Genomic DNA, 13,043 nt, shown 5'->3' with positions numbered 1-13,043 from the left:
CCGGACGCGACGCGCAGGGTCCTCTCGGTCGCCTGCGACCTCAGGTCGTCCGGTGCCATGAGGGCGGAGCCGCCCGCCACGATCACGACGGCGAGGCCCGCACCCGCGACGACCGCCGCGGTGATGTTGCTCACACCGATCCCCCAGCCCAAAAGCACCAGGAGCGCGAGCGACGACGCCACCAGGAGCGTGTTCACGAGGAGCCTGAAGTGCGCCATCACGAACCTACGCATGCGTGCCGCCATCCTGCGCCACGGGGGTTCCACTATGGACGAGACGCCTGGCCAGCAGCGCGTCCTGCCAGAGCGTCCCCATGATCTTTGGCCAATAGGTCTGGAAAGCGAAGTAGCTCGAGCAGTGGCGGTCGGCCCAGGCGCGCGCCTTGCGACGGCCGCGCAGGAAGATCTTGAGGTAGGCCATGCGCTCCGGGCCCGCGATGGCGCGCAGGAGCGAGGTCAGCGCGATCCTGTGGCTCACCTCGGGAGAGACCCACTCGCTGGGGTACGGCCTGAGGGACTCCGGACGCACCTGGCGGAGGCCGATGCTCGAGTTGGCGAAGCGCAGCTTGGCGACCTCGTACTCCCAGCGATAGACATCCTGCAGGAAGCGTGCCGCGCGCGAGGGGCACTCGGGCGGCAGGTGGCGCACCCTCCATTGGTTGTCGAACCACACGTCCAGGCCGTGCATGCGCAGGTCGAGCAGGTAGTCGAGGTCCTCGCCCCTGGGAATGGCCGGGTCGAAGGCCACGTTGCAGAACGCCTGCGCCGCGACGGCGAAGCAGCCGCCGCAGACGTAGTTGGAGCGAGAGATGCGCGTACCCGTCTGCGCACGGTGCATCCACTGGTTGAACTCCACGCGCTTGGCCCAGTAGCGGTCCCGCCAATGCGGCTTGGAGACGTCCGCGTAGGGAGATCCCGAGCGGTCCAGGAAGTGGCCGCTCTTCGCCATGATGGGAAGTCCCTGCCGGTTGTCGAGCCCCAGGCCGAAGAGCGCGTCGATGAGGAAGTTCTCGTCCAGGGCCACCTCGTCGTCGTCCAGGAAGACCACGACGTCGTGTCCGAGCACGGCGGCGACGGCGAGCCCCATGTTGCGGATCGCGCCGTAGCCCCTGAGCGAGACGCTCTCCCTGTCCATCTTCGGCGCGATGGCCTCCACGGCACGAGTGACCAGGTCGGCCTCGCGCTGGTCCACCACCAGGGGGTTGAGCCTTGGGTGGGACCGGCAGATCGCGTCCACGCGAGCGCGGGCGCCCTCCGCGCAGGAGCGCGGCGCCACCAGGAGAACCACGACCCTCAAGACCCCGCGGACCGCATCGAGCGAGGCGAGGCAGGTCTCCAGCTCGGGCAGGGGCTTCGCTATGGGCGTCGCATGATCGTACGCACCGACCCGCCCGATCTCGAGCGGCTCGTCCTGCCAGGTCCAATAGGAGGGTATGACCACGACCGGATTCAAGGGCTACGCCCCCTCCGTCGCCGTCGGGGCAGCCTCGTCCTGCAACAGACGCCGAGGAAGCGGGCTCGCGAGGAGCGCCCTGAAGAGGGGCAGGCCCAGGGCATAGACCACCAGGCCCTCACCCAGGCCACAGGCGACGAAGCCAAAGAGGTACATGGCGGGATAGGCGCCGTCCAAGGCGATGGACGTGAAGGGGATGGTGTAGAAGCCCAGGCCCTGGAGGAGCAGGGGCAGGTAGGCGGGGACTATGAGGGCGTTGGCCAGGACGGGCCCCAGGACGGCCACGGACGGGCGGGAACGCAGCCTCCAGGTGACGAGGGCGCCCAGGGTCGTGGCCAGGGTGCCGAACACCACGTCCAGAAGGCCCAGGAGGCCAGTCCCGGAGAGCGCGATGTTCGCAATGTTCGCGATGGCGCAGCCCAGGGCAAGGCCGGGGACGGCGTCCGCGGTGAGGAGGGCCAGGACGCAGACCGCCTCGGAGAGCCTGAGCTGCACGGGCCCCCACGAGAGGCCGCCCAGGAAGGCCATGCAGACCAGGGTCAGCGCGGCATACAGGCCGGCGATGGTGGCGATGCGCGTGATTCGGGTGGGGGTGAGCTGCTTCTTAGTTGAGTTGGGAGAAGCGAACAACGTGGAGCCTCCTTCTGTGGGCGTCTGGCCCGTCGGTAGCAAGTGCCAGTCCATTCTACCCTCACCCACGGTTCGGGCCCCCTGGGCGAGCAGCTCGTGCGGGCTCCTTGACATGGGCGCCCGGCCACAGCATCATGGCGGGGCCGGCGGGCCAGAGGGGCTGCGCCGCATCGGATGTCAAAGGGACGGCTGGGTAATGTCAGGCATTCAGGAGGAACTCTCCGCCTCGCAGATCGAGGAGTCCGTACGCATCGCGAACCGAAGGGAGCATCCCGGCAAGCTGCGCTTCTTCGCCACGCTCAACCTGGGCATCTTCCTCACCTCGCTGGGAGTCGAGCTCTTCAAGTCGCCCAACCACTTCGCCCTCGGCGGCACCTCGGGCATGTCGATCATCCTCGCGACACTCTTTCCCGGGCTCCCCGTGAGCGCCTTCATGTGGGTGATCAACACCATCCTGGTCGTCTTGGGTCTCGTGTACCTCGACCGCAAGACCATGGGCTGGACGGTCTACACCTCCTTCGCCCTCTCGGCGTACATCAGCCTCCTCGAGCTGCTGCTGCCCATGCCCCACCCACTCACCGACGACACGCTCCTCGAGCTAATCTTCGCGGTCCTCCTCCCTGCGGTGGGAAGCGCCATCGTCTTCAACATCGGCGCCTCCACGGGAGGAACAGACATCCTGGCCATGATCTTGAAGAAGCACACCTCGCTCGAGATCGGCAAGGCGCTCATGGTGGTGGACTCCCTTATCGTGGCCGCCGCCGCCGTCATCTACGGCCCACGGACGGGGCTCTACTGCGTGCTGGGACTACTGGCGAAGGCCTTCTTCGTGGACGTGTTCATCGAGAGCATAAACACGCTCAAGGTCTGCACCGTGATCAGCCGCAACCCCGACGAGGTGCTCCGCTTCATAGTGACCGTCCTGCACCGCACGGCGACCGTCCGCAAGGAGTGGGGTGGCTTCAGCGGGCGGGAGGAGCGCGTGCTGGTGACGGTGCTCAGCAGACGCGAGGCCACCAAGCTCCGCAACCAGCTGCGCAGGTCTGACCCCAGCGCCTTCATCACCATAGTGAACAGCTCCGAGATCATCGGCAGGGGCTTCCGCGGCGTCTGACGGACGCCCGCGCGCGGTAGCCCTCCGTCAGGAGCCCTGGCTCAGTCTGCGCGCCTTCCGGAGCAGCGTCCCGTATCCCTCGAGGAATCGCTCGCCCAAGGGACAGGCTAATCCCTTGGGCAGGACCACCCCATGCTCGTCGGACACCACGAAGGCCTCGTCGAAGGCAAGTCCTCCAGAGCGGACCTCGTCGAGGAGGCCCGACCTGCGCTCCACCGAGATGCCAAGCGTGCGGGCGAGGTCCTCCACGAGCGAGGCCGTCCCGGAGGGGACGCATCCCTCCCCCAAGCCCCAGACGAGACCTCCGTCAACGACCGACCATATGGTCTCGGGCGCGACGTCGGTCTGGTCCGCCTCCCTCTCCGCGAGGTCGGCACGGGCCAGGAGCGCGGGCAGTCGGCGGTCCGTCAGGGGCTCGTAGGGACCCACCGTCATCGCCGCCCTGCCGCGCTCGTCCACCATCAGCATGAGGACGCCATTGGGATGCTCTGCCGCCCCGGACGCGAGGGTCCACTCTATGTGCTGCTTTGCCCAGGCCACGAGCTTGTCGTCCAGGGGAGCGTCCCCCAGGTGGCGACGGCTCAGGGCACGGAGGTGGCGGTTCTCGAGGGGGAGGGTCGCCCCCGCGAGGCGCCAACGGCAGACGAGCGCGGGCTCGCCGAGCATGAAGTCGCTGTCATAAGGCTTGGTTTCGGGCATGTTCGTCCCTTCTCGGGTGGCCGCTCCTGACGCGGGCCAGCAACTCGAAATGATATGGTCCTGGGACGCCACATCTCAAGGCCCAGGGGAGGAGAACGCAGAATGTCGCGGCTCGCACGGGAGAACGTCGCCTATCGTCCGTTTGAGGANCAAGGCCCAGGGGAGGAGAACGCAGAATGTCGCGGCTCGCACGGGAGAACGTCGCCTATCGTCCGTTTGAGGAGAGGGACTTCGACGCGGTGGCAGGTCTCTACCAGACGCTCTGGTGCGCCGGGCTCGACGAGCGCGTCGCGGGCAGGGCCGGACAGCTTGCCGCGGCGACGTACCTCTCCGCCTCGTCCCTTGGCCTCGTCGGCTGCGTGGGGGAGGACGTCCTGGGCGTCGTGCTGGCGCGCGATGGCTTCGGGCGCAGGGCGCCGCGCTGGGAGGGCCGTCGCAAGGAGCTCTTGGCAGAGGCCGAGGGGCTCGGCCTGGCCCGTGAGTTGGGGTCCGCGCTCACCATCGACCGCAGCGAGTTCTCGCTTGCGGCGGACTACTCCCACAGGGGAGGGCGCTTCTCCCAGGCGCAGATGACGCTCCTTGCCGTGAGCCCCGAAGCGCACGGTCTGGGGATGGGCAGCGGCCTCTTCGACCGCATGTCATCCTTGATCGCGCGCGCCGGTGCCCCGGGCTTCTTCCTCACGACCGACGACGAGTGTGACTGGGGCTACTACGAGCACCGGGGGCTGAGCAGGATATCGTCACACGAGGTGGTCGCGGACGCCGACGGCAATGTGATTCGGGTCTACCTCTACGGATGTGACCTGACGTAGGCCTCATGCGTCCCGCTGACGCGCGGGGACCCGCACAGGAGGAGGGGCCGCGACGAATCGCGGCCCCTCCTTGCGTTCGGGCGATGATGCCGGCGCCGTGTCCTAGGCGGTAATGCGGGTGCCCGAGAGGCCGGCCATGGCCTCGGCGGCCTTGTCCAGGGAGCCGATGATGCAGACGCGGCCGGGGCGGCTCTCGGCGAACTTGATGCCAGCCTTGACCTTGGGCTCCATGGAGCCCTTGCCAAACTGGCCCTCCTCGACGTACTTCTTGGCCTCCTCGACGTTGATCTCCTCGAGATCCTTCTGGTCGGGCTTGCCGAAGTTGATGGCGACGTGGTCGACGGCGGTCAGCAGGACCAGGACGTCGGCGTCGCAGTCCTCGCCGAGGAGCTCGCCGCCCATGTCCTTGTCGATGACCGCGGCAACACCCTTGTAGGCGCCCTTGTCGCTATAGTCGCGGACCACGGGAATGCCGCCGCCACCGCAGGCGATGACGATGAACTGGTTGTCGAGCAGGTTGAGGATGCTCTCGTACTCGACGATCTTCTTGGGCTCGGGAGAGGCGACGACGCGACGGTAGCCGCGGCCAGAGTCCTCGACGAAGGTCATCTCGGGATGGGCCGCCTTCTCGGCGTCAGCCTGCTCCTTGGTCAGGAAGGCGCCGATGGGCTTGGTGGGGTTGCGGAACGCGGGGTCGTCGGGGTCGACCTCGATCTGGGTGACCACGGAGGCGACGTGCCAGCGCTTGTAGGCCTTGTGCATGGAGGCACCGATGGCCTGCTGCAGGTGGTAGCCGATGTAGCCCTGGGACATGGCGCCGCACTCGGGCAGGTCCATGCTCGGGATCTTGGGGTCGGTCTGGTTGGCGTAGGTGAAGGCCTTCTGGATCATGCCGACCTGCGGGCCGTTGCCGTGGGTGATGATGATCTCGTTGCCCTGCTCGATGACCTTGAGCAGCGTGGGGGCAGCCTCGCGGACGCGACGGATCTGCTCCTCGGGGGTGTCGCCGAGTGCGTTGCCGCCGAGTGCGATGACGACGCGGTTGGGCTTTCCGGGGGCCTTGGACATACTTCTTTCCTCCTTGTGTGCTGAGTTCTGCCTGGCGTGGTTCCAGATGCGTCAGGAACGGGCTCGTGGCTCGTAACGTATCGAATGGTAGTCCGTATCGAATCTACTTTATTTAGAGAATATATGCACTCCCCAAACGGTAGGTTTTTCTCTACCAGAGGGGGACCGTTGGCGGGGCAGGAGACGTTTTCCCACATATCTCTACCGCAGCTATGGTGCCAGCCTTGCTCGTCCTAGCTGCGACTATCTGGATGCGGACAAGATGCTGCCCACAAGGGCCGACCCCCGCTTCGCCCCCTTGGCACCCAGCCTTGTCCGATGGATTCAAAGTATTGGATATATTCTCTTTTTCTTTCTTTCTTTTCTATATGTGCAAATGGGCCGACCGCCGCAGGGGGACGGGACACGGGCCCGCCCCCCTGCGCTACGATTCTCGCCATGAGCACAGACGTCCGCACAGCACCCCACGGCAGCGCCGCCCATGGCGTGGTGGGCCGCTTCGCCCCGACCCCCTCGGGGCGCATGCACCTGGGCAACGCCTTCTCGGCCCTCATGGCTTGGGCCTCCGCCCGCTCCGCGGGGGGCCGCATGGTGCTGCGCATCGAGGATCTCGACCCTCGGGCGCAGGACAGTCGTCGCAGCGAGCTGCTCATGGACGACCTCCGCTGGCTCGGCCTCGACTGGGACGAAGGCCCGCACTTCCAAAGCCAAAGGACCGAGGTCTACCTCGGGGCGTTGGAGGAGCTGCGCCAGAGGGGGCTCACCTACCCCTGCTTCTGCAGCAGGTCAGAGCTGCACGCCGCCACCGCGCCCCATGCCTCGGACGGCACCTACGTCTATTCGGGAACATGCAGGGACCTGTCCGCCGAGGAGGTCGCACGGAGGTCAAGGGAGAGGCCCTCCGCGACGCGGCTGCGCGTCCCCCGTCGTGGGGAGCCCGATGCCAGCATCGCCTTCGAGGACCTTGGCTTCGGACGGCGCGAGGAGAGCCTGGAAAGCGAATGCGGGGACTTCCTCGTGCGCAGGAGCGACGGGGTCGTGGCCTACCAGCTGGCCGTCGTGGTGGACGACGCCCTGATGGGCATCAACCAGGTGGTGCGCGGCCGAGACCTGCTGGGGTCCGTGGCGCGGCAGACCTACCTCGCGCATGTCCTGGGGCATGAGGCACCGACCTTCGGACATGTCCCCCTCGTCGTCGCCCCCTCGGGGCGCAGGCTCTCCAAGCGCGATCGGGACCTCGACCTCGGCGCCCTCCGAGCCTCCGGCGTCAAGCCCCAGAGGGTAATCGGCGCTCTCTGCCAGGGCGTCGGGCTTGCCGAGCCTGGGGAGGAGCTTGCGGCGGACGAGCTCGCGCGGCGCTTTTCCTGGGACGCGATACGAAGCCACCGGGACGACCTGGTGGCAGACGCGCTTGCGTAGGCGGCGAACGGGCCACCCATCCGCTGGGGGGCCAACCCTTGGTCGCCGCGAGGAGGGCGGGCTCGCCAACCACCGCCCATGACAACGTTTCCACAGGCCAGACAAATATCCCGTCCCCGTTGTGACGCGAGCCCGTTGTGGGGTATCATGCTCTAGCACCTCGAACGGAGAGCTGACCGAGAGGCCGAAGGTGCTCGCCTGCTAAGCGAGTATAGGATGCAAATCCTATCTGGGGTTCGAATCCCCAGCTCTCCGCCAGACGAAAATTGCCCCTACCCGCATTTCCGCAGGCAGGGGCTTCTTTTTTGGATGATGGAATTCCTAAATCCTACGTATCTTCACGTATCTTCACGTAACTTCACGCGGGATTAACCCATGATTAGCCCATGATTCCTGCCGCGAGCGGTCGCTCCCGCGCGGCAGGTGGTCGAGCAAAAATCTTTTCAATCTACCCTTGACTTATGCCCTAATTTAGGACATACTATAGACAGTGGGAGGGGCACAAGGCCCGCCCAGTCCAGAGGGGAGCACCATGAAGGCCGACATCACCACTAAGCTTTACAAGCGCGCGGGCATCGCCGAGGACCACGGGCGCATCAACCACTTTTGCAAGGCAGTCATAATCAATTTTGGCGACGAGCGCGGCGACATCATCGTCGCTAATGACAACTTCGGCACTCGTCGTAAGTACGCCGACTTTACCGAGGGAAAGAAAGCTGCTGGTCTGCACCCCGCGCAGGTGGTCTTCAGCGGCCTCGAAGCGGCCCGCGCCTGCCACGACCGCTACATTGGCGCGGACGGCGAGGAGCACGGGTTTTAGGAAGTGGGCAGGCCCCCGCACCACGCGGGGGCCTCTCGTGACGGGAGGTCGCATGGAGGAGAGGGCCAAGGCCGAGTTTCGCGCCATGCGCGAAACGGTAGGCATCTCGCAGAACGCGCTGGCGGCGTCGCTGGGCGTGCAGCCGCGCACGCTCAGGCGCTGGGAGGCGGAAGAGGAGAGGTGGGAGCCGCCAGAGGACGCCTGGGAGGAGCTGGACGCCCTCAGGGCCGACCAGGAGCGCGTGGTTGGCTTCGCGGTGCGCAAGGCGCTCTCGATCCGCGAGGAGATGGGCGGCGAGCCCGCCGAGGTCGTACTCCCCTACCCGCAGGGCAGGGACGCTGAGACCTCGATGCGCCGCGCAAACGCCCGCCTCTGCGCTGACAGGCTCAGGAGGCACGGGCTGGCCGTGCGCTTCGCCGCCCCCGACGAGAGCGACGCGCTGCGCATGGCCATGGAGGCGCGGGCGGAGTAGCGCCGGGCCGCCGGGAAAAGCAGACGCGCCCAGATTTGTCCTACGGCACTTGCCGCGACTGGTCCCCCTCGCCCCGCGAGCGGTCGAGTAAAAATAATCTCGATTGCCGATAGACTTGCCTGCAAGTCATGCTATACTGTACTTGCAAGCAAGGAGCGGGACATAAGGAGGACGACATGGCGGGCTTCTACGACAGCATCAACGATCTCGAGGCGGGGATCAAGGACGGCTCCATCAAGGTCGAGGTCACCAACGACGGTCTGCGCCTCAGCGGCAGGACCTTCGACCTCAAGGACTTCCTCAAGCGCGAGTACGGGGCGCGCTGGAACAGGGACCGCAGGTCCTGGGACGTCACCGTCCCCGAGTACGCCTACGGCGCAGACGGCAAGCCGAGCTCCGGGATGGGCAAGTACGCCGGACTCGCCGAGATGGCGGGCATCGAGGCCGACTGGGCCACCGGGAGGTAGGGCACGACGCCCACGGCGCGGGGGCCATACCGCGCCACACACTACCACGAGGGCAAGGAGGCCAATCATGCGCAAGATAATCAACGGCAGGCTCTACGACACCGAGACGGCAAAGATGGTGGGCAGCGACGGGCGCGACCTGTCGGACAGGCTCCGCTACACCATCTCAAGGCTATACCGCAAGCGCACCGGCGAGCACTTCCTCCACGAGGAGGGGGGAGCGGCCACCAGGTACGCGCACCAGGACGAGCTGGGCGGATGGGTGGGCGGGGACGTAATAACCCCGCTCGCCTACGACAAGGCCCGCGACTGGGCCGAGCGGCACCTTACGGCTGACGAGTACGAGGCGGAGTTCGGCCCCGTCTCGGAGGGCGCGGAGGACGTGCCCATGTCGCTCCGCCTGCCCGCCGAGACGGCCCGGAGGCTCCGCGAGGCGGCGGCGAGGCGCGAGTGCACGCTCGCCGAACTCGTGGCCACGCTCGTGGACGGTATGGAGTAGTATTTCGTCGTCACGCCGCGAGGCGCGTTGGGTTGAAACATGTTTGTAAGCTGGGTCGAACGAGAGAAAGCCCCCCACCCGCCGGAGCGGATGGGGGGCTTTCTCTTGTCCTACGGCACTATCCCGCCCGCGCCTATGACGGCGGAGACGCGCCGCTCGCGCTCGAACCAGGTCACCTGCGCGGCCTGCACGTGCCTCTGCATCCACGCGCGGAGGGCGGCGCGGGAGCGGAAGCCCATCTCGCGGTACTTGTCGTGCGAGCCGGAGCCGGAGCTGCGCCGCCAGAGCGTGAGGGTCCACCTGAGCGCGCGCGACTCCTCGTGCTGGCAGCGCGGGCAGTGCCACCGCTCGCGCCCGTCCAGGGCGTCCGTCGCGACCAGGCGCATGCCCTCCCCGCAGAGCGGGCAGCGCGGGGCCTGCTCACTCCCCATCGGCGAGCACCGCCATGGCGTCCTCGAGGCTCATCTCGCGCGCGACGGGCTCGCCCATGGACTCGCCCTGCAGCACGTCGGCGGGGTCCTGCCCCTTGCCCATGCCCTCGTCCATGGCTACACCTCCACGCAGCTCTTGGGGTACGACTGGAGCAGCCGCTCGGCCCAGGGGGCCTCCTCGCTGCCGTAGGCGTAGACGGGGATGTCGCGGCCGGTGTTGCGGCGGTAGACGTCCTGGACGGCGCGCATCTGGTCGGGGTGCGTGAGCCCCTTGACGTAGGCGGGCGTGACGTGCCAGATGCACGGCTTGCCGTCTGGCTGTATGAGACACTCGTTGGGTAGCACCTTGTCCTCCTTGTCCGCCGCGTCCACGGCTGACTCGTAGTCCCTCTGGTCGGTTTCGCCGGACGCCATGCGGTCGTACCACTCGCCCGCGCGGCGCACGTACTCGTCGTGCTGGCTGTGGCCCTCGCGGAGCGGCCCCGGGCAGTCGGTGGGGCTCGCGTAGCAGTGCGGGAACACGTTGCCCAGCCACTCGGGGCGCCCGAGTCGGTAGTACAGGCATATCGCGGCCACGAGGTGCGCCCCCGCGTCCAGGCACGCCTCGGTGAGGTCGGTGTTCGGCCCCGCCGAGTTGGCGTGCTCGACGCCGATGGAGCGCTGGTTCTCCGGCCAGTTGTGGGCGTGCCAGGCCACGTCGCGGTCCCAGACCGTCTGCGTGACGCGCCCGTCGGACGCCACGCAGTAGTGGGCGCTGGCCTCGCGGTCCTGCCAGATCCCGTGGCAGTCGCGCCCGGTGAGGTCTCCGCCCATGTTGTGGACGTACACGCGGTCGATGGCGCGGCCCTGCCTGCCGGGCGTGAAGTGCACGCCCATGATGAGGTCCTCGTCGGCCTTGAGGTTGGCGAAGTCCATGGCTACTCCTCGCCGACCTCGGGCAGGCCCGCCAGCGAGGTCAGCAGCGACAGGACCATCGCCGTGGCCGTGACGCCGAGCATCTGGGGCCAGTCGAGGTCGAGGACGCCCACCGCGCCGGTCCCGATGAGGGACGCCAGGGTCTGCGCGCCGGTCTTCAGGCAGCGGACCCCGGCCGCCGCCCACCACTTGCCGTTCGTGATCTGTGACATGTCCTTCTCCCGTCTACTCGCTGCCGCCGATGCGGCAGCCCTCGCAGCGGCGCTCGATGGCCTCGATGCGCCGCCCGTAGTCCTCCATGCGCTGCTCGACGCGCGCGAGCTCCCGGCTGTGGTCGGTGAGCTGGCGGCTCATGTCGCGCACGGTGTCGCGCGTCTCGCGCGCCATGTCGGTGATGTTCGCGAGCTGGTCGGTGACGACCTGCTGCTCGGCCGCCCTGGCCGCCTGCCTCTCGCGCTCCCCCATTCCGTCCCGGCGGATGGTGAGCGCGATCGTGGCGGCGGCGAAGACGACCGAGAGCAGCGCCACGAGCTGCTCGAACGTCAGTGGGCTCATCAATCCCCTTACGCGTCCGCGACGCACTTCCAGTAGCGCTCGTCGACGCCTGGCGCCCCGGGCTCCCACACGTTGTCGTCGATGGTCGACTCCCAGATCTTCCCGAGGTTCTCCGCCCTGTCGCCCCTCATGTAGGGCGACTCGTTCGTGGGCTGGACCCACTTGCCGACCTCGCCGGACTGCCCGGGGCTGACCCTGGTCACCAGGGCCGGGACCGCCGACGGGTCGGGCCACGCCCTCGAGTCGTAGTCCCGCAGCGCCCTGTAGAGCGTCTCGCCGACCCTGAAGCGCTCGCCCCTCCCGTACGTCCTCCCCTCCTCGAATCGCCCGTACGCGGACGGTATCAGCGCCGCCACGTCGTCGGGGAGCGCCTCTATCTCATCCCTGAGCCTCCTGGCGTCGTCCGAGAGGGCGAGCGCCCACGTCTGCCTGATCTCGGTGCCCGTCTCCTCCCAGCCCATCGTCGAGACGTAGCCCTCCGGCGCCTCGGGCTCGACGGACTCGATCACCGGCTTCCCCTCGCTCGGGACGGCGAGCGTCACCGTCCCGTCGCTCAGTACCCCGTAGAGCATGCGTGCCTCCCTAGTACCTGTATCCCTCGACCCGCACGACCGTGAAGTAGTCGGCGCTGTGGTCGCCCCCGACGCTGTAGCCCGACTTGCAGGGGATGTTCGCGTAGCCGCGCTGCGCCTGGCCCTGCACGGTCGCGAGGGTCACGCGCGTCCCGCTGATGGTCATGGCCTTGTACGACAGCTGCGCCCAGAGGTCCGTCGCGTTCTTGTACGTGCTCATGTAGAAGGTCTTGCCGTCGGGCCTGTAGAGCCTCACGGAGCCGTAGATGCCCGCGTTGTCGTGGTAGAGGACGTCGATGTGGGTGAACTCCGACGCGCTCGAGGCCAGGCTGAAGTCGCCCGTGGCGGCCCCGTCGAAGATGACGAAGGGGCCGTTCGGCGGCAGCCAGCCGGACCATGCCCCGCCGTTCTGGTAGCGCACGTGCAGGGACGGCCTCCCGTACGCGTTGCCGAGCGCGGCCTGCAGGTCGTACTTGCCCGCGTTGTCCCACGAGAAGTGGGCCACGAAGCCGTCGGTGGGCGGCTTGTGCAACTTCATGGACGAACTCGCCTGGAAGAGGCTCATGCCGAAGACGCCCGTGTTCGCCGCCACCGCCGTGTTGGCGTCCGCCGGGCGCTGGACGTCGCTCGCGGCCTGGAGCTTCCCCTCCAGCAGGCACCTGAGCCTGGACGTCGGGGCGACGGTCCCGTTCACGTTGACGCTCGTCGAGTTGAGGTACGCGACGCTCCTCCCGGAGGAGTCCGACGCCATGGCGATGCCTCCGTCGAGCAGGCTCCCGCCCGAGTCGACGCCCGCCGAGAGGAGCACGGCGGCGTCGCCCGCCGAGTTCCGCTTCTTGGGTATCAGGGCGAGCTGGCCGGAGGACTCGTCGTAGCGTATCTCGCCGTGCCCGCCGCAGAAGTCCACGAGGGCCGACGGGGACGACTTGCCGAGCTCCACCACGTCCTTCGAGAATCTCGAGCTAACGGTGGAGCCGACGCGCACGTCCACCGAGTCGGAGTCGATGTAGACGTTGCCGCCCGCCGGGTTGCCCACCGTGACTGTGGACGCGTAGACGGGCACCGAGCACACCTGCCAGTAGGTCCCGTCGAAGACGAAGCTCACGGCGGTCCCCGCC

Annotated in this window: 18 protein-coding genes, 1 tRNA gene and 1 pseudogene; 8 read left to right on the top strand and 12 right to left on the bottom strand. The window is 67.7% G+C overall.

Features of this window, described 5'->3' with window-relative positions:
• The 3 genes and pseudogenes from BQ7388_RS09740 to BQ7388_RS09730 form a co-directional block, all read right to left on the bottom strand.
• Positions 1-233 (bottom strand): annotated as a pseudogene (locus tag BQ7388_RS09740) (sensor histidine kinase); the annotation flags it as partial.
• Positions 226-1,452 carry a glycosyltransferase gene (locus tag BQ7388_RS09735; RefSeq protein ID WP_062531562.1) on the bottom strand — a complete coding sequence of 409 codons (1,227 nt, stop codon included), beginning with the start codon at positions 1,450-1,452 and terminating at the stop codon, positions 226-228. The gene BQ7388_RS09735 and the pseudogene BQ7388_RS09740, both read right to left, overlap by 8 nt.
• Positions 1,453-1,455: 3 nt before the next feature.
• Positions 1,456-2,082: a QueT transporter family protein gene (locus BQ7388_RS09730; RefSeq protein ID WP_009278319.1), complete on the bottom strand. Its 627-nt coding sequence runs from the start codon at positions 2,080-2,082 to the stop codon at positions 1,456-1,458.
• Between the two features lie 196 nt (positions 2,083-2,278).
• Between BQ7388_RS09730 and BQ7388_RS09725 the strand changes: the two genes are divergently transcribed.
• Entirely contained in the window at positions 2,279-3,196 is a 918-nt protein-coding gene (locus tag BQ7388_RS09725) for a YitT family protein (RefSeq protein ID WP_072500393.1), read from the top strand.
• A 27-nt stretch (positions 3,197-3,223) separates the two neighbouring features.
• Here the strand turns inward: BQ7388_RS09725 and BQ7388_RS09720 are convergent, their stop codons facing one another.
• On the bottom strand, positions 3,224-3,895 hold the full coding sequence (locus tag BQ7388_RS09720) for a hypothetical protein (RefSeq protein WP_072500392.1): 672 nt from the start codon (positions 3,893-3,895) through the stop codon (positions 3,224-3,226).
• Positions 3,896-4,071: 176 nt separating this feature from the next.
• Here BQ7388_RS09720 and BQ7388_RS09715 point away from each other — a divergent pair, with 176 nt between their 5' ends.
• Positions 4,072-4,707: a hypothetical protein gene (locus BQ7388_RS09715; protein WP_072500391.1), complete on the top strand. Its 636-nt coding sequence runs from the start codon at positions 4,072-4,074 to the stop codon at positions 4,705-4,707.
• Between the two features lie 102 nt (positions 4,708-4,809).
• Here the strand turns inward: BQ7388_RS09715 and arcC are convergent, their stop codons facing one another.
• The gene (arcC, locus tag BQ7388_RS09710; RefSeq protein WP_009278315.1) at positions 4,810-5,775 is read right to left on the bottom strand and encodes a carbamate kinase; all 966 of its coding nucleotides are present in this window, start codon (positions 5,773-5,775) and stop codon (positions 4,810-4,812) included.
• A 438-nt stretch (positions 5,776-6,213) separates the two neighbouring features.
• Here arcC and gluQRS point away from each other — a divergent pair, with 438 nt between their 5' ends.
• The 6 genes from gluQRS (at position 6,214) to BQ7388_RS09680 (ending at position 9,452) form a co-directional block, all read left to right on the top strand.
• Positions 6,214-7,194: a tRNA glutamyl-Q(34) synthetase GluQRS gene (gene gluQRS, locus BQ7388_RS09705; RefSeq protein ID WP_009278314.1), complete on the top strand. Its 981-nt coding sequence runs from the start codon at positions 6,214-6,216 to the stop codon at positions 7,192-7,194.
• Between the two features lie 166 nt (positions 7,195-7,360).
• Positions 7,361-7,452 (top strand) — tRNA-Ser (locus BQ7388_RS09700).
• A 274-nt stretch (positions 7,453-7,726) separates the two neighbouring features.
• Positions 7,727-8,014 (top strand): hypothetical protein, encoded by a 288-nt coding sequence (locus BQ7388_RS12430; RefSeq protein ID WP_072500390.1) that lies wholly within the window; start codon positions 7,727-7,729, stop codon positions 8,012-8,014.
• Positions 8,015-8,066: 52 nt separating this feature from the next.
• Positions 8,067-8,486 (top strand): helix-turn-helix domain-containing protein, encoded by a 420-nt coding sequence (locus BQ7388_RS09690; RefSeq protein ID WP_072500389.1) that lies wholly within the window; start codon positions 8,067-8,069, stop codon positions 8,484-8,486.
• A gap of 176 nt (positions 8,487-8,662) precedes the next feature.
• Complete coding sequence (locus tag BQ7388_RS09685) at positions 8,663-8,953, top strand: hypothetical protein (protein ID WP_072500388.1); 291 nt, start codon at positions 8,663-8,665, stop codon at positions 8,951-8,953.
• 67 nt (positions 8,954-9,020) lie between these two features.
• Complete coding sequence (locus tag BQ7388_RS09680) at positions 9,021-9,452, top strand: hypothetical protein (RefSeq protein WP_072500387.1); 432 nt, start codon at positions 9,021-9,023, stop codon at positions 9,450-9,452.
• Between the two features lie 110 nt (positions 9,453-9,562).
• On the opposite strand, the gene BQ7388_RS09675 is transcribed toward BQ7388_RS09680, so the two are convergent.
• The 7 genes from BQ7388_RS09675 to BQ7388_RS09650 all read right to left on the bottom strand — a co-directional run.
• Complete coding sequence (locus BQ7388_RS09675) at positions 9,563-9,883, bottom strand: hypothetical protein (RefSeq protein ID WP_129583209.1); 321 nt, start codon at positions 9,881-9,883, stop codon at positions 9,563-9,565.
• Positions 9,873-9,998, bottom strand: coding sequence for a hypothetical protein (locus BQ7388_RS13265; RefSeq protein ID WP_268794036.1), 126 nt, complete (start codon positions 9,996-9,998; stop codon positions 9,873-9,875). The genes BQ7388_RS09675 and BQ7388_RS13265 overlap by 11 nt, the downstream gene beginning before the upstream one ends.
• Positions 9,999-10,000: 2 nt before the next feature.
• Positions 10,001-10,798 (bottom strand): N-acetylmuramoyl-L-alanine amidase, encoded by a 798-nt coding sequence (locus BQ7388_RS09670; protein WP_072500385.1) that lies wholly within the window; start codon positions 10,796-10,798, stop codon positions 10,001-10,003.
• Between the two features lie 2 nt (positions 10,799-10,800).
• On the bottom strand, positions 10,801-11,010 hold the full coding sequence (locus BQ7388_RS09665) for a holin (protein ID WP_129583208.1): 210 nt from the start codon (positions 11,008-11,010) through the stop codon (positions 10,801-10,803).
• A gap of 13 nt (positions 11,011-11,023) precedes the next feature.
• Complete coding sequence (locus BQ7388_RS09660) at positions 11,024-11,353, bottom strand: hypothetical protein (RefSeq protein WP_072500384.1); 330 nt, start codon at positions 11,351-11,353, stop codon at positions 11,024-11,026.
• Positions 11,354-11,361: 8 nt separating this feature from the next.
• Positions 11,362-11,925 carry a hypothetical protein gene (locus BQ7388_RS09655; RefSeq protein ID WP_072500383.1) on the bottom strand — a complete coding sequence of 188 codons (564 nt, stop codon included), beginning with the start codon at positions 11,923-11,925 and terminating at the stop codon, positions 11,362-11,364.
• A gap of 10 nt (positions 11,926-11,935) precedes the next feature.
• On the bottom strand, positions 11,936-13,043 hold a 1,108-nt coding region (locus tag BQ7388_RS09650), incomplete at its 5' end, for a hypothetical protein (RefSeq protein WP_159430830.1).

The organism is Olsenella phocaeensis, assembly GCF_900120385.1.
In the GTDB taxonomy this organism is placed as follows: Bacteria; Actinomycetota; Coriobacteriia; order Coriobacteriales; family Atopobiaceae; genus Olsenella_I; species Olsenella_I phocaeensis.
Note: the sequence above shows the minus strand (reverse complement) of the source record. Positions and strands in the feature narration are given on the sequence as shown.